Source organism: Streptomyces sp. AC512_CC834, from assembly GCF_019049325.1.
GTDB lineage: Bacteria > Actinomycetota > Actinomycetes > Streptomycetales > Streptomycetaceae > Streptomyces.
In genome coordinates this window covers 113127-131405 of the sequence record NZ_JAGMUO010000113.1, presented here as the reverse complement: position 1 = coordinate 131405, position 18279 = coordinate 113127, and the positions used below count along the sequence as shown (strand labels likewise).

At 69.2% G+C, this 18279-nt stretch carries 15 protein-coding genes and 1 tRNA gene; 4 read left to right on the top strand and 12 right to left on the bottom strand.

The features are described from left to right. The first annotated feature begins 41 nt into the window (after positions 1-41). The gene (locus tag KUM40_RS35585; RefSeq protein ID WP_217170443.1) at positions 42-1412 is read left to right on the top strand and encodes an aminotransferase class V-fold PLP-dependent enzyme; all 1371 of its coding nucleotides are present in this window, start codon (positions 42-44) and stop codon (positions 1410-1412) included. Further along, positions 1409-2821 (top strand): lysine N(6)-hydroxylase/L-ornithine N(5)-oxygenase family protein, encoded by a 1413-nt coding sequence (locus KUM40_RS35580; protein WP_217170442.1) that lies wholly within the window; start codon positions 1409-1411, stop codon positions 2819-2821. The genes KUM40_RS35585 and KUM40_RS35580 overlap by 4 nt, the downstream gene beginning before the upstream one ends. Before the next feature lie 48 nt (positions 2822-2869). Here the strand turns inward: KUM40_RS35580 and KUM40_RS35575 are convergent, their stop codons facing one another. Continuing rightward, positions 2870-4696: a bifunctional UDP-sugar hydrolase/5'-nucleotidase gene (locus KUM40_RS35575; RefSeq protein WP_217170441.1), complete on the bottom strand. Its 1827-nt coding sequence runs from the start codon at positions 4694-4696 to the stop codon at positions 2870-2872. A gap of 214 nt (positions 4697-4910) precedes the next feature. Between KUM40_RS35575 and pyk the strand changes: the two genes are divergently transcribed. Further along, a complete protein-coding gene (pyk, locus tag KUM40_RS35570; RefSeq protein WP_217170440.1) occupies positions 4911-6347 on the top strand; it encodes a pyruvate kinase in 1437 nt (478 codons plus the stop codon). An 8-nt stretch (positions 6348-6355) separates the two neighbouring features. On the opposite strand, the gene KUM40_RS35565 is transcribed toward pyk, so the two are convergent. Together KUM40_RS35565 and KUM40_RS35560 are read right to left on the bottom strand one after the other, a co-directional pair. Beyond that, the gene (locus KUM40_RS35565) at positions 6356-7132 is read right to left on the bottom strand and encodes a helix-turn-helix domain-containing protein (RefSeq protein ID WP_217170439.1); all 777 of its coding nucleotides are present in this window, start codon (positions 7130-7132) and stop codon (positions 6356-6358) included. Between the two features lie 105 nt (positions 7133-7237). Further along, a tRNA-Leu gene (locus tag KUM40_RS35560) sits at positions 7238-7311 on the bottom strand. 101 nt (positions 7312-7412) lie between these two features. Here KUM40_RS35560 and KUM40_RS35555 point away from each other — a divergent pair. Then, complete coding sequence (locus tag KUM40_RS35555) at positions 7413-8069, top strand: ANTAR domain-containing response regulator (protein ID WP_217170438.1); 657 nt, start codon at positions 7413-7415, stop codon at positions 8067-8069. A 76-nt stretch (positions 8070-8145) separates the two neighbouring features. Here the strand turns inward: KUM40_RS35555 and KUM40_RS35550 are convergent, their stop codons facing one another. The 9 genes from KUM40_RS35550 to KUM40_RS35510 all read right to left on the bottom strand — a co-directional run bounded on the left by KUM40_RS35550 (position 8146) and on the right by KUM40_RS35510 (position 18207). Next, complete coding sequence (locus tag KUM40_RS35550) at positions 8146-8862, bottom strand: ABC transporter ATP-binding protein (protein ID WP_217170437.1); 717 nt, start codon at positions 8860-8862, stop codon at positions 8146-8148. After that, positions 8859-9773 (bottom strand): ABC transporter ATP-binding protein, encoded by a 915-nt coding sequence (locus KUM40_RS35545; RefSeq protein ID WP_217170436.1) that lies wholly within the window; start codon positions 9771-9773, stop codon positions 8859-8861. The genes KUM40_RS35550 and KUM40_RS35545 overlap by 4 nt, the downstream gene beginning before the upstream one ends. Before the next feature lie 5 nt (positions 9774-9778). Further along, a complete protein-coding gene (locus KUM40_RS35540) occupies positions 9779-11605 on the bottom strand; it encodes a branched-chain amino acid ABC transporter permease (RefSeq protein ID WP_217170435.1) in 1827 nt (608 codons plus the stop codon). Positions 11606-11610: 5 nt separating this feature from the next. Next, entirely contained in the window at positions 11611-12543 is a 933-nt protein-coding gene (locus KUM40_RS35535) for a branched-chain amino acid ABC transporter permease (RefSeq protein ID WP_217170434.1), read from the bottom strand. 131 nt (positions 12544-12674) lie between these two features. Then, a complete protein-coding gene (locus KUM40_RS35530; protein WP_217170433.1) occupies positions 12675-13910 on the bottom strand; it encodes a branched-chain amino acid ABC transporter substrate-binding protein in 1236 nt (411 codons plus the stop codon). A 287-nt stretch (positions 13911-14197) separates the two neighbouring features. Beyond that, positions 14198-14794, bottom strand: a complete 597-nt coding sequence (locus KUM40_RS35525) for a Tat pathway signal sequence domain protein (protein WP_217170509.1) — start codon at positions 14792-14794, stop codon at positions 14198-14200. Then, positions 14794-15234 (bottom strand): hypothetical protein, encoded by a 441-nt coding sequence (locus tag KUM40_RS35520; protein WP_217170432.1) that lies wholly within the window; start codon positions 15232-15234, stop codon positions 14794-14796. Before KUM40_RS35520 ends, KUM40_RS35525 begins: the two co-directional genes overlap by 1 nt. Before the next feature lie 119 nt (positions 15235-15353). Further along, positions 15354-15842, bottom strand: coding sequence for a PaaI family thioesterase (locus KUM40_RS35515; protein ID WP_217170431.1), 489 nt, complete (start codon positions 15840-15842; stop codon positions 15354-15356). Between the two features lie 85 nt (positions 15843-15927). Then, the gene (locus tag KUM40_RS35510; protein WP_217170430.1) at positions 15928-18207 is read right to left on the bottom strand and encodes an FdhF/YdeP family oxidoreductase; all 2280 of its coding nucleotides are present in this window, start codon (positions 18205-18207) and stop codon (positions 15928-15930) included. Between the last annotated feature and the right edge of the window lie 72 nt (positions 18208-18279).

Here is an 18279-nt window from a genome sequence, read left to right as displayed (position 1 = left end):
TACAAGCTGGAACCCCAGTCCCCGCGCCCGGAGGACAGCCCATGGGCATGCCGCCCCTCGCCTCGGGCCCGCACGGCCCCGACGCCCTGCGGCCCCTCCTCGACACCGTGCTCGACGCCCTGCGCACCGGCACGGCCGCACGCGGCGGCCCGCTGCCCGCCGGCGGCCCCGACGCCGTCGCCGCCCGGATAGCGGACGCCGCCGGGGAGATCCTCCCCCACCGCGGCGACCCCGAGGCGCTCCGCACCCTGGTCACCGCCCTCGCCGAGGGCGCCGCCGACCCCGCCCTCCCCCTGTGCGCCGCCCACCTCCACGCCCCGCCCCTCGCCGTCGCAGCCGCCGCCGACCTCGCCGCGAGCATCCTCAACCCCTCCCTCGACTCCTGGGACCAGGCCCCCGCCGCCTCCGCCCTCGAAGCCCTCGTCACCCGCGCCCTCGCCCACGAGACCGGCGCCACCGACGCCCTCGTCACCACCGGCGGCACCGAGTCCAACCAACTCGCCGTCCTGCTCGCCCGCGAAACACACGGCGCCGGCCTGCGACTGGTCCACGGAGCCAACGCCCACCACTCGCTGCCCCGCGCCGCCTGGCTGCTCGGACTGCCCGAACCCGTCGTCGTCCCCGCCCCCGCCGGCACCCTCGACCCCGCCGCCCTCGACGAGGCCCTCACCCAAGTCCCCGGACCACACCTCGTCGCCGCCACCGCCGGCACCACCGACGCCGGGCTCATCGACCCCCTGCCCGAGATCGCCGACCGCTGCACCGCACACGACGCCCGCCTCCACATCGACGCCGCCTACGGAGCCGGCCTCCTGTTCAGCGACCGGCACCGCCCCAAACTGGCAGGACTGCAAGCCGCCCACACCGTCGCCCTCGACCTGCACAAACTCGGCTGGCAACCGATCCCCGCCGGCCTCCTCACCGTCACCGACACCGACGACCTCGCCGCACTCCACCACCGCGCCGACTACCTCAACCCCGACGACGACACCGACGCCGGCCTCCCCGACCTCCTCGCACGCTCCCCGCGCACCAGCCGCCGCCCCGACATCCTCAAGACCGCCGTCACCCTCAAAACCCTGGGCCGCGCGGGACTCGGCGCCCTCGTCGACGCCGTCTGCACCCTCGCCCAGGATTTCGCCGGCCTGGTCGAGGCCCACCCGGACTTCGACCTGCACACCCCGCCCACCACCAGCACCGTCCTGTTCCGGCCCACCCACGCCACCGACGCCACCGTCGCCGCCGTACGCCGCACCCTCCTCACCACCGGACACGCCGTCCTCGGCCGGGCCCGCGCCGACGGCCGGCTCTGGCTCAAGACAACGCTCCTCAACCCCCACACCCACCCCGACGACCTCGCCGAACTCCTCACCCTCGTACAAAGCTCCCTGGAAGGACACACCCCCCGATGAACACCGCCCAACACCCCACACCCGACGCCCCCCGCGACCTCGTCGGCATCGGCATCGGCCCCTTCAACCTCTCCCTCGCAGCCCTCGCCGACCCCCTCACCGGCCTCGACGCCGTCTTCTACGACCAGCGCCCCGCCTTCCACTGGCACCCCGGCCTGCTCATCGACGGCGCACGCGTCCAAGTGCCCTTCCTCGCCGACCTCGTCACCCTCGCCGACCCGGCCAGCCCCTGGACCTTCCTCAACCACCTCAGGGCCAGAGAACGACTCTTCCCCTTCTACTTCGCCGAACGCTTCCACATCGAACGCACCGAATACGACGCCTACTGCCGCTGGGTCGCCGACAACCTGCCCTCCCTCCGCTTCCACCACCAGGTCGACGCCGTCCGCTGGAACCCCGAACGCGCCCTCTTCGAAGTCGACTACACCCAACTCGACGCCGACGGAGAAGCCGAGGCCCTCGGCCGCACCCACACCAGGAACGTCGTCCTCGGCGTCGGCACCGAACCCCACATCCCCGACCCGCTGCGCCCCCTCGTCGACGACCCCACCGTCCCCGTCATCCACGCCGCCGACTACCTCGCCCACCGCGACACCCTCCTCACCGCCGGACACGTCACCGTCATCGGCACCGGCCAGTCCGGCGCGGAGACCTTCCTCGACCTCCTCCGCCACCGGCCCGCCGGCCGCGAGAAACTGCACTGGCTCGGCCGCACCGAAGCCTTCGCACCCATGGAGTACTCCAGGCTCGGCCTCGAACACTTCACCCCCGACTACACCCGCTACTTCCACGGCTTGGCCGAACCGGTCCGCGACCGCCTCGTCGCCGCCCAGTGGCAGCTCCACAAGGGCATCGACACCGACACCACCACCGCCATCCACGACGAGCTGTACCGCCGCACCCTCGACGGCGGCTGGCCCGACACCACCCTCACCCCCGGCGTCCACGTCCGCACCGCCGGACGCATCGCGACCACCAGAGTCGAACTCCACCTGGAACACGCCCAGCAGAAGACCCGCACCCGCCTCACCACCGACGCCGTCGTCCTCGCCACCGGCTACCGCGAACGCCCCCTCGGCCGCGTCCTGGCCGGCCTCGACCCCTACATGCGACGCGACAGCCGTGAACGCCCCCGCATCGACGACCGCTTCCGCCTCGTCCTCGACCCCTCCGTCACCGGCTCCGTCTACGTCCAGAACGCCGAGACACACACCCACGGGGTCGGCGCGCCCGACCTGGGCCTCGCCGCCTGGCGCAGCGCCACCATCCTCAACGACCTGACGGCGCAGCAGCCGTACCCCCTGCCGGGCCGCACCGCCTTCACCACCTTCGGCCTGCAAAACGGGCAGCCCCAGATCCCGTCCGCGCGCCACCACCGGACGCTCACCCCCCTGGTGGACGGAATCTGAGGCTGCCCAACGACGAGGGGACGAGCGGACCGCGCCCCGGACGGCCGCTCAGAACACCGGCGTACCGTCACGCGTCAGCGACCAGTCCACCGACGCGAAGTCCTTCGGATCCAGCACACCCTTCTCGGTCGCCCACTCCGCGATCCGCGTACGGATCTCCGTCGACTCCGACCACAGCTCCCTGGCCGACGCCACATGCGGGAAGGCACCACCACCGTTGGCCCGATAGTTGTTCACAGCCAGCACGAACTTTGCGGCATCGTCCAGCGGAGCACCGTCACGGGTCAGGTTCCTGATCCGCGAGCCGGCCGCCCGCGCGACATCGATCTCGTACTTCAGACCCGACACATAGTCATAGTTGTAGTCCGGACGGCCGTTCGCGTTCGTCAGCCTGTCCACATCCACCGGCGCACCGGCGGCCGTCCGCACGTAGTACTCCGCCGAATACTCCAGATACGCCCGGACCTGCGCGCCCGTCATCAACTTGGCGACCAGCGTGTTGTCGTACACGTACAGGCTCGACAGGTCCCGGATCGTCACGTCACCGGCCGGAATCTCCGAAGTCCGCGAGAACGGCGACGCCTGCGCCAGGACCGGCAGCGACGCGTACGCCGTGCCCGCCAGCGCCTCCCTGACCACGTCCTCCTGCACCTTGGTGATCAGATCGATGATCGGCGCGTCCTTGTACCGCGCCTCGACCGTCGTCAGCGTCTCGGTCGCGCTCCCGACAACCTGATTGACGTACGCCACCACCTTCTCGTGCTCGTCCGTCAGCAGCCGGGTAATCCGCGGGTCGTCGGCGACCGACCCGGAGTCGCGCAACGACGCCTTCACCGACTCCACGCGCCAGCGGCCCCGCTCGAAGACCAGCTCGAAGTCGAACAGGGTGAGCCGCTCGGCGAAGCACAGCGGCTCCGAGAGCACGACCGTCCTCCCCGTCTCCTCGTTGACGACCTTCAGCTCCGCGATCTCCTCGTGCGCGTGCCCGACAAGGATCGCGTCGACACCCGGCACCAGCCTCGCCACATTGGCCGCCGCGTTCTCCACATACGGAACCTGGTCACCGTAGGACGAAGTGCCCGACGAACCCGAGTGCGCCGACACGACCACCACGTCCGCACCCATCGAACGCAGCTTCGGCACCCACTTCGCCGCCTGCTCCTCCAGCCCCGGAAAGGCCAGCTTCCCCTGCACGTACGCCTTGTCCCAGATCGCGATGCCCGGGTTGGTCAGCCCCAGCACCGCCACCTTCACCGGCGGCGCGCCCTTCACCCGGAACGTCTTCATGAAGTACGGCGGGAACGCGGGCCTCAGGGTCTTCGCGTCGACCGCGTTCGCGCCGAGCAACGGGAAATCGCACTGCTCCTCGAACCTGCGCAGCGTCTCGATGCCGTAATTGAACTCGTGGTTTCCGAGCGCCACCGCGTCATAGCCGATGGTATTCATGGCCTGCGCCATCGGATGCACCGGACCGCCCTCGGCGGTGATCGGATCCACCTTCGCGTAGTAGTACGTCAACGGGGTCCCCTGGATGGTGTCGCCCGCGTCAAGAAGCAGCGTGTTGTGGCAGCCCTTCTCCTCGCGGACCTGGTTCACCAGCGTGGAGATCCGCGCGAGACCCTGGGCGTTGCCCGCGGCGTCCGTGTACTCGGCGTCCTTGTAGTAGTCCCAGTTGAAGACGTGCCCGTGCAGGTCGGTGGTGCCGAGCACGGTCAGCGAGTACCGCTTGGGCTTCCTGTGCCCCCTGTGCCCCCTGGGCGCCTTGCGCGTGGGGGCCGCCGCCTCGGCCGCCGGAGCCGCCGCCGCGCCGGCCAGTGCGACCCCCGCCCCCGTCACGGCGGACCTGCTCAGGAACTTCCGGCGGTTCAACGGCATGGCTGACTCTCCTCGGTGGGCCGTGCAGACAGGGGCAACGCGCGTAGATTCTGTCCTGAACATGGCGCCTGTCAAGAGGTGGCGGCTAAATCGAACGCTCATCAGAGCGACCGGCCGCACAATTCAACACTTGTCAATAGCCCTTTACTCAAAGGTTGTTGAGTGGTCATACGTGGCCAATTCGCTACCGGCCGGTAAGTCATAGGCTCGACTCATGCGCCGAGCAAAGATCGTCTGTACCCTTGGGCCCGCCACCGACTCGTACGACCAGATCAAAGACCTGGTCGACGCCGGAATGGACATCGCCCGCTTCAATTTCAGCCACGGCACCCACGCCGAACACGAAGAGCGCTACCACCGTGTCCGGAAGGCGTCCGACGAGACCGGCCGCAGTGTCGGCACCCTCGCCGACCTTCAGGGTCCGAAGATCCGCCTCGGCCACTTCACCGAAGGCCCCGTACTCCTTGAACGCGACGACACCTTCACCATCACCGTCGAGGAAGGCGTAGCAGGCGACCGCCACACCTGCGGCACCACCTACGCCGGCCTCGCCGCCGACGTCACCCCCGGCGAACGCGTCCTCGTCGACGACGGCAAGGTCTGCCTCGAGGTGACCGGCGTCGACGGCCCCCACGTCCGCACCACGGTCATCGAGGGCGGCATGGTCTCCGACCACAAGGGCCTCAACCTGCCCGGCGTCGCCGTGTCCGTACCCGCCCTGTCCAAGAAGGACGAGGACGACCTGCGCTGGGCCCTGCGCAACGGCTTCGACGTCATCGCGCTGTCCTTCGTGCGCAGCGGACGCGACATCCTCGACGTCCACCGCATCATGGACGAGGAGGGCCGTCGCCTCCCCGTCATCGCCAAGGTCGAGAAGCCGCAGGCGGTGGAGAACATCGAGGACATCGTCGCCGCCTTCGACGGCATCATGGTCGCCCGGGGCGACCTCGGCGTCGAGATGCCCCTCGAACAGGTACCGATCGTCCAAAAACGCGCGGTCAAGCTGGCGAAGCGCAACGCGAAACCGGTCATCGTCGCCACCCAGATGCTCGACTCGATGATCGACAACGCCCGGCCGACCCGCGCGGAGGCCTCCGACGTCGCCAACGCCGTCATCGACGGCACGGACGCCGTCATGCTCTCCGGCGAGACCAGCGTCGGCAAGCACGCGACCGACACCGTGCGCACGATGGCCCGCATCGTCGAAGCCGCGGAGGAGGACATCCTCGCCAAGGGGCTGCCCCCGCTGACCGAGCGCAACAAGCCCCGCACCCAGGGCGGCGCGGTCGCCCGCGCGGCGGCCGAGATGGGTGACTTCCTCGGCGCGAAGTTCCTGGTGGCCTTCACCCAGTCCGGCGACACCGTCCGCCGCCTCTCCCGCTACCGCTCACCCATTCCGCTGCTGGCCTTCACCCCCGAGCCCGCGACGCGTTCCCAGTTGAGCCTGACGTGGGGCGTGGAGACCTTCCTCGGCCCGCACGTGGACTCCACCGACGCGATGGTCGACCAGGTGGACGAGCTGCTCACCCGGTACGGACGCTGCGAGAAGGGCGACGTCGTGGTCATCACGGCCGGCTCACCGCCCGGCGTGTCGGGCACGACGAACCTGGTCCGGGTGCACCACATCGGGGAGGACGACAGTCCCAAGTAGACCGGCCGTCAGTACTTGGGGCCGACGTGGACGTCCATGAGGGCTACGGAGGCTTTGCGGGCTACGGAGATGTTGTACGCGTTGCCGTGCCGTGTGCAGTGCGTCCACTCGATGCCGAGGTTGTCGAGGGTGTCCGTGAACAGGCGGCGGATATCGGCCGAGACGTTGGTGAAGAAGTACCGCGGGTACTCGTATCGCTTACGCACCCCGCCGACGGTCTTCGTGGTCCAGTTGGTGATACGGCAGCCATCCGAGTGGATCAGGCCCCGGATGAACTCCCAGGGGTGAACGTCGACGATGGCCTGTTGCCAGGGCTCGAGAGCGATCCGGCGATCGTGCTTCTTGCCGGGGCCATGCTGAGGAAAGAAGCAGGGCCAGTGTCCGCTGTAGCCGACCGCGGAGGTGTAGCCGACGGCATGCACTCGGCTCGCCTTCCCGCTGGGATTTACGGCCTTGATAGCGGCAACGCACGCATCGATGAGGCCGGGCCATGCATCGGCGCACGCGATCCGGAGGAAGTAGCCCGACCGCATGCCAGGGCTGATGCAGCCGTCACCGAGATAGAGGCCAAGCAGGTAGGCGTATGCCCCCCGGTCTGCAGGCGGATCGGCCGTCGGACCGCACAGCGGGCAGAAGGTTTGCCGCATGCGTGGCAGAGGCTCGATACGCGTCTGCCACGAGCGGATGGCGGCGCGAGATATGCCGGTCTCTTTGCTGACGGAGTTCAGGCTCCGTCCTTGTGCCACCAGTGCCAGTGCCCGCTTGCGTGTGCTGGTGTCGTACATGCGGCCACTCTGTGGCAATGGCTGTGACGACACACGACGAAAAGCGGATGTTCACGAGAACGTGTACATCCGCTTCCAGTTGTAACCTTCGATTCTGAGGAAAAGTGCCCCGGGTGGGATTCGAACCCACACTGAATACCTTTTGAGGGTATCGTCTCTACCGATTGGACTACCGGAGCTCCTGCGAATCGAAGATTTCGCCCGACCCGCTGCCCGTCCACCATACCGCAGCTAGGTAGGCTCTTGTCAGCAGTATCCCTGCCCCGAACGAGGAGCTCACGTGACCGCCCCCGAGTCGCCCCAGCCCGCCGACGTGACCGACGACGACCAGTCGCACGTTCCTCCGCTGACGACCCGTGTCGTCATCGCGGAGGACGAGGCGCTCATTCGGCTGGATCTCAAAGAGATGCTGGAGGAGGAGGGGTACTCCGTCGTCGGCGAGGCCGCTGACGGGGAGCAGGCCGTGGAGCTGGCCCGGGAGCACAAGCCCGACCTGGTGATCCTCGATGTGAAGATGCCCAAGATGGACGGCATCTCGGCGGCCGAGAAGATCGCCGAGGAGAGCATCGCGCCGGTGCTGATGCTGACGGCGTTCTCGCAGCGCGACCTGGTGGAGCGGGCCCGGGACGCCGGTGCCATGGCGTACCTCGTGAAGCCGTTCAGCAAGAGCGACGTCGTTCCGGCGATCGAGATGGCCGTCTCGCGGTTCACGGAGTTGAAGGCGCTGGAGCAGGAGGTCGCCGACCTCAGCCTCCGCCTGGAGACTCGCAAGCTGGTGGACCGCGCCAAGTCGGTGCTGCAGACGGAGTACGGTCTGTCCGAGCCGGCCGCGTTCCGGTGGATCCAGAAGACCTCGATGGACCGGCGGATGTCGATGCAGCAGGTGGCGGAGGCGGTCATCCAGGACGCCGAGGAGAAGAAGGCGTCGAAGGGCTGAAACATGATGCGACGAAGGCCCGCGTCCCCGGTGTGGGGGCGCGGGCCTTCGTCGTACGGTCTGCCCGGGGCGGGTGTCAGTCCTCGCCGAGGTAGGCCTTGCGGACCGACTCGTCGTGGAGGAGGTCCTGGCCGCTGCCGGACAGGACGATGTTGCCGACCTCCATGACGTGGCCGTGGTCGGCCAGGGAGAGGGCGGCCTGGGCGTTCTGTTCGACGAGCAGGATGGTGGTGCCCTCGGACTTCAGCTCGGCGATCGTCGACATGATCTTCTGCATCATGATCGGGGAGAGGCCCATGGAGGGCTCGTCGAGCATGAGGAGCTTGGGCCGGGACATCAGGGCACGGCCCATGGCGAGCATCTGCTGTTCACCGCCGGACAGGGTGCCCGCGGCCTGCTTGCTGCGTTCGCCGAGGATCGGGAAGAGCTCGTAGGCGCGCTGGATGTCCTTTTCGATGCCCTGTCTGTCGTTGCGCAGGAAGGCGCCGAGGCGGAGGTTGTCGCCGATGGTCATGCGGGGGAAGATGTGCCGTCCCTCGGGTGAGTGGGCGAGTCCCAGGGAGACGATCTGGTGGGCGGGGACCTTCTTGAGGGATTTGCCGCCGAACTTGATCTGGCCGCCGACCGGTTTCAGCAGGCCCGACAGGGTGCGCAGGGTCGTGGTCTTGCCGGCGCCGTTGGTGCCGATGAGGGTGACGACTTCACCGGCGTCCACCTTGAAGGTGATGCCTTTGACGGCCTCGATCTTGCCGTAGGCGACGCGGAGGTCCTCGACCTCGAGCAGTGCGGTCATCGGTCGTTCTCCTTGCCGGCCGCGGTGTCCTTGGTGGTGTCGGCCTGGGCGGCTTCGGCGGCCTCCACCTCGGCGGCTTCCGCTGCGCCGGGGTCGTTGGCGAGGGGTTCGCCGAGGTAGGCGGCGACGACGCGTTCGTCGCCCTGCACTGTGGCGCTGTCGCCCTCGACGAGTTTCTCGCCCTGGACGAGGACGGCGACGCGGTCGCAGAGGTTGAAGATGAAGCGCATGTCGTGCTCGATGACGAGGACGGCGATGCCCTTGTCGCGGATGGCGAAGACCAGTTCTTCGGTGGCCCGGGTCTCTTGCGGGTTCATGCCGGCGGTCGGTTCGTCCAGGAGGAGCAGTCCCGGTTCGCTGGCCAGCGCGCGGGCGATTTCGAGCTTGCGCTGCTCGCCGTAGGGCAGGTTGCGTGCGAGGTGTTCGGCTTTGGCGGCCAGGCCGACGAACTCCAGGAGTTCCATGGCGCGTTCCCGGGAGGCCTTCTCCGCGCGGTGGAAGCCGGGACCGCGTAGGACGGCCGACCAGAAGCCTTCCTTGGTTCGGGTGTGGCGGCCGACGAGGACGTTCTCGAGGACCGTCATGTTGGCGAACAGTCGGATGTTCTGGAAGGTGCGGGCGATGCCGGCGGCGGTCACTTTGAAGGATTTGGCCGGCAGGATCTGGCCCTTGAAGCGGACTTCGCCCTCGGTCGGTATGTAGAGACCGGTGAGGCAGTTGAAGAAGGTGGTCTTGCCGGCGCCGTTGGGGCCGATGAGGCCGACGATCTCGCCGCTGTTGACGGTGAGGTCGACGCCGTTGACGGCGGTGAGTCCGCCGAAGCGCATGGTGACACCGCGTGCGTCGAGCATGGTGGTGCCGGGGGTGGGGGCGCCCGGTGCGGTGTCCTTGGTGGTGGTGTCGGTGGTCATGGTGGTCAGGCCCCTGTCTTGCTCAGGACTGTGGGCGCGTCGGCCTCTTCGTGGAATTCCAGCTTGCGGCGCCGGTTGGCGATGAGGCCCTCCGGGCGGAAGCGCATCAGCAGGACGAGCGCGAGTCCGAAGGCGAGGAGCTGGTAGTCGTCGAGGAACTGGAGTTTGTTGGGAATCAGGAACAGCAGCGAGGCGCCGATGAGCGGTCCGGCGATGGTGCCCATGCCGCCGAGGACGACCGCGGCGAGCAGGAAGGCGGAGTTGGGCGGGGTGGTGCCGGCGAAGAGGTACTGCTCGGGGGTCACGGTGTAGGTGACGTGTGCCTGGACGGTGCCGGCGAGTCCGGCGAGCGAGGCGCCGACGGCGAACGCGATGAGCTTGACGCGGAAGCCGTTGATGCCCATGGCGAGCGCGGCGGTCTCGTCCTCGCGGATGGCGACCCAGGCGCGGCCGATGCGGGAGTCGCCGCTGCGTTGGAAGACGAGGACGACGACGGCCGTGATGACGAGCATCAGCAGGAAGTAGTTGGCGAACCGGCCGAGGGTGAAGCCGCCGATGTCGTGCGCGACTCCGAGGTCGAAGCCGAGGACGTTGAGGTCGGGGATGGACGAGATGCCGTTGGAGCCGTTGGTGACGTCCGGGCCCGAGGTGCCGTCGAGGTTCTGCGCGGCTATCCGGAAGATCTCACCGAAGCCGAGGGTGACGATGGCCAGGTAGTCGCCGCGCAGTCGCAGGGTTGGGGCGCCGATGAGGATGCCGAACACCAGGGAGGCGGCGGCGCCGACGAGGACGGCGGCCCAGAAGGGGAAGTGCACGCCGAACGGGGAGCTCTGCGATCCGGAGACCAGGGCGGCGGCGTAGGCGCCGACGCCGAGGAAGGCGACGTAGCCGAGGTCGAGCAGGCCGGCGAGGCCGACGACGATGTTCAGGCCGAGGGCGACGGTGGCGAAGATGAGGATGTAGACGCCGAGGGTGGCGTACTGGTCGTTGGACTGGGTGAACGGGAACAGGGCCGCGGCGATGAACGCGCCGCAGGTGGTGATGTTCTGGTGGCGTGCGGTGATCTGGGTGGCCTGGCTGATCAGGCCGGCCTTGTTGAGTGTGGCGAAGCCGAGGCCGGCGGTGATCAGGAAGCCGACGAAGAGTTCGTCGTACTCGGTGCCGATGCCGTAGGTGAAGACGGTCAGGCCCAGGGCGAGGATCGCGACGATGATGAGGATCTCGGCGTACGCGGGCAGGGCGGGCACGGGGCGGGGGCTGCCGGAGGCGTAGGCCGCCTTCAGTGTCTGTCGACGGTGGGCCCAGCGGTGTTTGGTGTGTTCCCAGCGGGTGTCTTCCGGGTCGATGGGGTCGGGCTCGGGGCGTTCGAACGGCAGGGCGAGTGAGCCCAGGAGTGCCAGGAGGCTGACGGCCGCCGCGATGAAACCGCCTGGTTCGAGATTGACGAGGCCGCCGAGTTGGGTGGTGATCGCGAGGGCCGTGTACCAGGTGGTGGCGAACGCGGCGAGGGCGGCGAATTTGAGCGCGCCGTCGGCGCCTGCGGGGGTGAGCCACCGCAGTCCGCGTACGCCGTACGAGGCGAGGCCGAACAGGGTGGTGAGGGCTCCGCCGATGAGGACGAGGACTTGCAGGCCGCCCGGGTAGCCGTAGACGGTGAGGTCGCCGGGGAACTCGGCGGTCCAGGTCCAGGCGAGGAACGTGGAGAGGACGGTGAGGACGCCGCCGCCGGTGGCGAGGGCGCGGCCGAGGTGCGGGGGTATGCCGATGAGGCCGGAGGTGTCGCCTGTGGCGGGGGTGCCGGTGTTCTTCGGCGCGGTGGTCTGTGTGGTCATCGGTGTCACGCCCTGTCCGCAACGCGTTCGCCGAGCAGGCCCTGTGGCCTGAACAGCAGCACGAGGATGAGGAGGATGAAGGCCCAGACGTCGGCCCAGGACTGGCTGCCGAACTTGTCCAGGCCGGGTACGTCGGCGATGTAGGCGGTGGCCAGGGTCTCGGCGACTCCGAGGGTGATGCCGCCGATCATGGCGCCGTAGATGTTGCCGATCCCGCCGAGGACGGCCGCGGTGAATGCTTTGAGTCCGAGGATGAAGCCCATCTTGAAGTTGATCTGGCCGTACTTGAGGCCGTAGGCGACACCGCCGATGGCGGCGAAGGCGGCGCCGAGGGCGAATGCGATGACGATGATGCGGTCGGTGTTGACACCCATGAGTTTGGCGGTGTCCGGGTCCTGGGCGGTGGCCTGCATGCCGCGGCCGGTGCGGGTGCGCATCACGAAGTAGGCGAGGATCGCCATGCTGATGGGGGCGGCGCTGAACAGGAAGATGTCGCCGGTCTGGATGGTCACGTCGCCGATGTGGAAGGGGCCGCCGTCGATCTGCGGGAAGGTGCGGGCCGACCTGGCGTCGGGGTACAGGGCCCAGACCGCCTGCTGGAGGGCGAGGGAGAGGCCGATGGCTGTGATCAGGGGGGCGAGGCGTGGGGCGCCGCGCAGCGGGCGGTAGGCGAACCGTTCCGCCCCTACCGCGACCGCCATGGAGACGGCCATTGCGCCGATGATCATCAGGGGCAGCGCGAGCAGCATGGAGGTGCCGTCGGGCAGGATGTAGACATAGACCGTGAGTGCGCCGAAGGCGCCGGTCATGAAGATCTCGCCGTGGGCGAAGTTGATGAGCTGGACAATGCCGTAGACCATTGTGTAGCCGATGGCGATCAGCCCGTACATGGATCCCAGTAGCAGGCCGTTGACCAGCTGCTGCGGCAGTTCGTTCACCGCATGTCCTCCGAGACTTTCGGACGTTCGACGGATGTGGGCCGGATGTGGCCGGATGCGAGTCCGCGCGGGGCGCCTGTGGAACAGCGCCCCGCGCGGCTCTTCGGTGGTGCGGGTGTCGTGCCGGTGGGTCAGCCGGTGTAGGTGCCGGACTTGACGGGGCTCCAGGCGCCGTCCTTGACGGAGTAGACGGTGAGCTGCTTGTTGGTGGTGTCACCGAATTCGTCGAAGGAGACCTTGCCGGTCACGCCGTCGAACGAGACGTTCTGCATGGCCGCGGTGATCTTGGCGCGGGCGTCGTCGGGGAGCTTTCCGTCGTTCTTCTCGACGACGGTCTTGACGGCCTCGATGATCGCCCAGGCGGAGTCGTAGGAGTAGCCGCCGTAGGCCTCGAAGGGCTCCTTGTAGCCCGCCTCCTTGTAGTTCGCGACGAACTCCTTGGCGGACGGCAGGGTGTCCACGGGCGCACCGACGGAGGTGGCGAGGTCGCCGACGGCCGAGGAGCCGGCGAGCTTGATGAAGTCGGCGCTCTTGATGCCGTCGCCGCCGACCAGGGGGATCTTGGCGCCGGTGGCCTTGATCTGCTTGCTGAGCGGGCCGGCCTGCGGGTATTCGCCGCCGTAGTAGACGACGTCGGCACCGGAGTTCTTCACCTTGGTGGCGACCGCGGAGTAGTCCTTGGTGTCCGGGTTGATGTGCTCGGTGCCGACCACCTTGCCGCCGAGCTTCTTGAACTCGGTGGTGAAGGTCGCGGCGAGGCCGGCGCCGTAGGTCTTCTTGTCGTCGATGACGAAGACCTTGCGCTTCTTGAAGTCGTTGTAGACGTACTGCGCGGCGAACGGGCCCTGGACGGCGTCGGTGGTCGCGGTACGGAAGTACGAGTCGAACTGGCGGACCTTCTTGGTGCGCCAGTCCGGTCCCTGGGTGAGCCCGGGGCCGGTGTTCGCCGGGGAGACCTGCACCAGTTTGGCGGTGTCGAGCACCTTCTGCATGGCCTCGCCGACCGAGGAGTTCAGCGGGCCCACGACGCCGAGGACCTTGTCGTCGGCGACGAACTGGGTGGCGTTCTGCTGGCCGACGGAGGGCTGGATCTGGTCGTCCAGGGCCTCGATCTTGAAGTTGATGCCGTCGACGTACTTCTCTTCGTTGGCGATCTTTGTCGCGAGCTCCGCCGAGTTCTTGATGCCGAGGCCCATTGCGGACAGGTCGCCGGTCAGCGGGGCGTCGACACCGATGACGACGGTGGTGCCACCGCCGCCGTTGCCGGAGTCCGACCCGCCGTCGTCGTCGCGCGAGCCGCAGGCGGTGAGGGTGAGCGCTCCCGCCGCCAGAGCGGCGGTGATGGCGATGAGCGAACGTTGACGCACGATCAGTCCTTTCCCTGGCACGGCCGCTTCCCCGTGGAGGCGGTCGAGTCGAGCGCTGGGCCGAAATGACAATCCGACGGCGCGGTGACTGGCCGTGACTCTAAGCGGGTGTGGGGAAGGTGGAGGAGAGTCTGAGTGATGCTGTGACTCTCTTGTTATGACACCGGGTAATACAGAGCGGTACTGGGTGGGAAGAAGGGCAGAATTCAGGCCGATTCGCCCTGTCCACATGTTGAGAACCTGCAGGACCGATGCCCGGTGTTCAGGCGTCTGGGGCGTTTTGGTGATTACCCTGAATCGTTGCTGCAGGCGACCTCAAGGGCCTGGGAGAGGTCCTGCGCATAGCGCGTCCCCAGGATGAAACTGTGCGCTTGTATTGCGCGCGCATTACGCAGCGTTACATCCAAGAAAGGGAGTCCGGGATTCCGGGGCGCTTTTTCACATTCCGTCACCCGGAGCGTGACGACGATCTTGCGGGAGGAATGCGATTTTGTCTGGAAAGGTGCCGCGGGGGACGACGTCACCGACAGGCCGTCGTAGGGCTGGGCCAGCCGCGTCAGGGTGACGGGCGGGCCGGACCGCACGCTCAGCAGCACCGCGAAGCGGAAGCCGCCGGCCGGGGCCCCGGGCGAACCGGCCACGGGGGACACGTAGGCGAGGTCGACCGCCTGGGACGGATAGGGCGGCGGGGGAGCGGGCGGCGGTTTCGGCCGGCTCGCGTACAGGTAGCCGCCGCCCGCCAGCACGACGAGGGCCGCGGTGGACGCGAGGACGGTCCGGCGGTGACGGTCGTAGCGCCGGGCCAGAGGCCGACGCGGCCGGGGCCGCGGGGTGTCCCGGGCGCGGGTGTCCTCGCCCGGCTCGACGGGTCCGACGCCGCTCATCACTGCCACGGGCCGTCGCTCGGACCGCCGTCGCGGTACGCCTCGGCACACGCCTGCCGTATCCGGCGTGTCATCAGCTCTCTGGCGGGCCGGACGCCCTGGTCCCGCCTCGTGGCCCGCGCCGTGGCCAGAACCTCCCGCAGGACGTCGTACTGCCGGTTGGACAGCCCCATCGACTGATAGTCGCCGTAGGGCTCGTGGCCGTCCAGCATCTCGCGCGCCCAGTACCCGACGGCGCTCTCGCACGACTCCGCGCGGGACATGGGCCGCGGCGCAGCGGACGAAGCGGTCGCGGACGAAGCGGCCGCGGTGGGCGCGGCACCGGAGCCGCCCGGCCCGTCGCCCGGCCCGTCACCCGGGTTCGCGCAGCCGACGGCCGCGACGGCGATCAGCAGCGCCGGCACCACGGCCCCCGGCCGGAGGGCCCCTCCCCGTCCCATGCCTTGAAGCTATGGCGCCGGAGGGCCGGGAGCAATGGCCTGGCCGGGTGCCGTGGGGCGGGGCCGAGCACCGCCCGGACGGGGTGGGGGACTCCGTGGTCGACCCCGGGGTGGTGCGCTCAGCCCGCCGTGCCCGCCCGCGCTCCGTCGCCGGGGTTCACGTCCCGCAGCAGGCAGGTCAGGCGGGCGGTGCACACCCGGCGGTCCTGCTCGTCGCTGATCACGATCTCGTACGTCGCCGTCGACCGGCCCCGGTGCACCGGCGTGGCCACCCCAGTGACCAGGCCGGAGCGGGCCCCGCGGTGGTGGGTGCAGTTCAGGTCGACACCGACGGCGATCTTGGAACTGCCGCCGTGCAGCATCGAGCCGACCGACCCGAGCGTCTCGGCCAGTACGGCCGACGCACCGCCGTGCAGCAGACCGTAGGGCTGGGTGTTGCCCTCCACCGGCATGGTGCCGACGACCCGGTCGGCCGACGCCTCGACGATCTGGACGCCCATGCGCGTCCCCAGGTGCCCGGCCGAGAACATCGCCACGAGGTCGACGCCGAGCGCGGCGTACTCGTCGACGACCTCCTGCGGGAACTGCACCTGCTGCTGCTCGCCCATGGGCCGGCTCCGTTTCTTCTTCCGACGTCTGTCCGGTCCGCCGGCCGGTCGCTGCGACCGGCCGGCGGCTCCGCTGAGCAAACGCTCAGTCGGTCGCCGATTGTTCCAGACGGACGACCACGGACTTGCTGGCCGGGGTGTTGCTGGTGTCCGCGGTGGCGTCCAGCGGCACCAGGACGTTGGTCTCCGGGTAGTACGCCGCCGCGCAGCCACGGGCCGTCGGGTAGTGCACGACGCGGAAACCGGGCGCCCGCCGCTCCACCCCGTCCTTCCACTCGCCGACGAGGTCGACGTACGCGCCGTCCGCGACGTCCAGCCTGCGGGCGTCCTCCGGGTTGACCAGGACGACGCGGCGGCCGTTCCTGATCCCCCGGTAGCGGTCGTCCAGGCCGTAGATCGTGGTGTTGTACTGGTCGTGCGAGCGCAGCGTCTGGAGCAGCAGCCGCCCCTCGGGCAGCTCGGGGTACTCGACCGGCGCGGCGGTGAAGTTGGCCTTGCCGGTGGCGGTCGGGAAGCGGCGCTCGTCGCGCGGGGCGTGGGGGAGGGCGAAGCCTCCGGGGTGCGCCACGCGCGCGTTGAAGTCCTCGAAGCCGGGGACGACCCGCCCGATGCGGTCGCGGATCGTCGCGTAGTCCTTCTCGAACCCCTCCCACGGCGTGCGGCTGTCCTCGCCGAGCACCCGGCGCGCCAGCCGGCACACGATCGCCGGCTCGGACAGCAGTTGCCCGCTGGCGGGCTCCAGCCGGCCCCGGGAGGCGTGCACCATGCCCATGGAGTCCTCGACGGTGACGAACTGCTCGCCGCCACCCTGTACGTCCCGTTCGGTGCGGCCCAGTGTCGGCAGGATCAGTGCCCGCGCGCCGGTGACCGCGTGCGAGCGGTTCAGCTTCGTCGACACGTGCACGGTGAGCCGTGCGCGGCGCATGGCGGCCTCCGTGACCTCCGTGTCGGGGGACGCGGAGACGAAGTTGCCGCCCATGGCGAAGAAGACCTTCGCCTCGCCGTCGCGCAGCGCGCGGATGGCGCGTACGACGTCGTAGCCGTGCTCGCGCGGCGGGGCGAAGCCGAACTCCTTCTCCAGGGCGTCCAGGAACGCGGGCGCGGGCCGCTCGAAGATGCCCATCGTGCGGTCGCCCTGCACGTTGGAGTGGCCGCGCACCGGGCAGACGCCCGCGCCCGGGCGGCCGATGTTGCCGCGCAGCAGCAGGAAGTTCACCACCTCGCGGATGGTGGGCACCGAGTGCTTGTGCTGCGTGAGGCCCATCGCCCAGCACACGATGGTGCGCTTCGAGGCCAGCACCATGCGCAGCGCTTCCCCGATCTCCGCGCGCGTGAGGCCGGTCGCCGCGAGGGTCTCGTCCCAGTCGGCGGCTCGGGCGGCCTCGGTGAACTTCTCGTAGCCGTGGGTGTGTTCCGCGACGAAGGTTTCGTCGACGGCGCCCTCGGTGTCGAGGATCAGCTTGTTCAGGAGCCGGAACAGGGCCTGGTCGCCGCCGAGGCGGATCTGCAGGAACAGGTCGGTGAGCGCGGCGCCCGCGGTGAGCCCCTTGGGGGTCTGCGGGTTCTTGAAGCGCTCCAGGCCGGCCTCGGGCAGCGGATTGACGCTGATGATCTTCGCGCCGTTCGCCTTGGCCTTCTCCAGGGCGGAGAGCATCCGCGGGTGGTTGGTGCCCGGGTTCTGGCCGGCCACGATGATCAGATCGGACTTGTACAGGTCCTCCAGCAGGACGCTGCCCTTGCCGACGCCGATGGTCTCGGACAGGGCCGAACCGGACGACTCGTGGCACATGTTGGAGCAGTCCGGCAGGTTGTTCGTGCCCAGCTCGCGTGCGAAGAGCTGGTAGAGGAACGCCGCCTCGTTGCTGGTGCGCCCCGAGGTGTAGAAGACCGACTCGTCCGGCGAGTCCAGTGCGGCGATCTCCTGAGCGACGATGTCGAAGGCGCGCTCCCAGGTGACCGGCTCGTAGTGCTCGCCGCCCTCCGGGAGGTACACCGGGTGCGTCAGCCGGCCCTGCTGGCCCAGCCAGTAGCCGCTGCGGGTCGCGAGGTCGGCCACGGAGTGCGCGGCGAAGAACTCCGGGGTGACGCGGCGCAGGGTGGCCTCCTCGGCCACGGCCTTCGCGCCGTTCTCGCAGAACTCCGCCTTGTGCCGGTGGTCCCCCTCCGGCCAGGCGCAGCCCGGGCAGTCGAAGCCGTCCTTCTGGTTGACGCTCAGCAGCGTCAGCGCGGTCCGCTTCACGCCCATCTGCCGCTGCGCCATGCGCAGGGTGTGGCCGATCGCCGGGATGCCCGCCGCCGCGTGCTGGGGCTCCGAGACCTGCGGCGCGTCCTGAACCGGATCACCCTTGGGCGGCTTGGTGGCCATCGCGCGCTCCTTCGCCTACACGTGTGAGGTATGTCTCCGATCCTCGCACGCCCCGCCGACACCGAGGCGGGC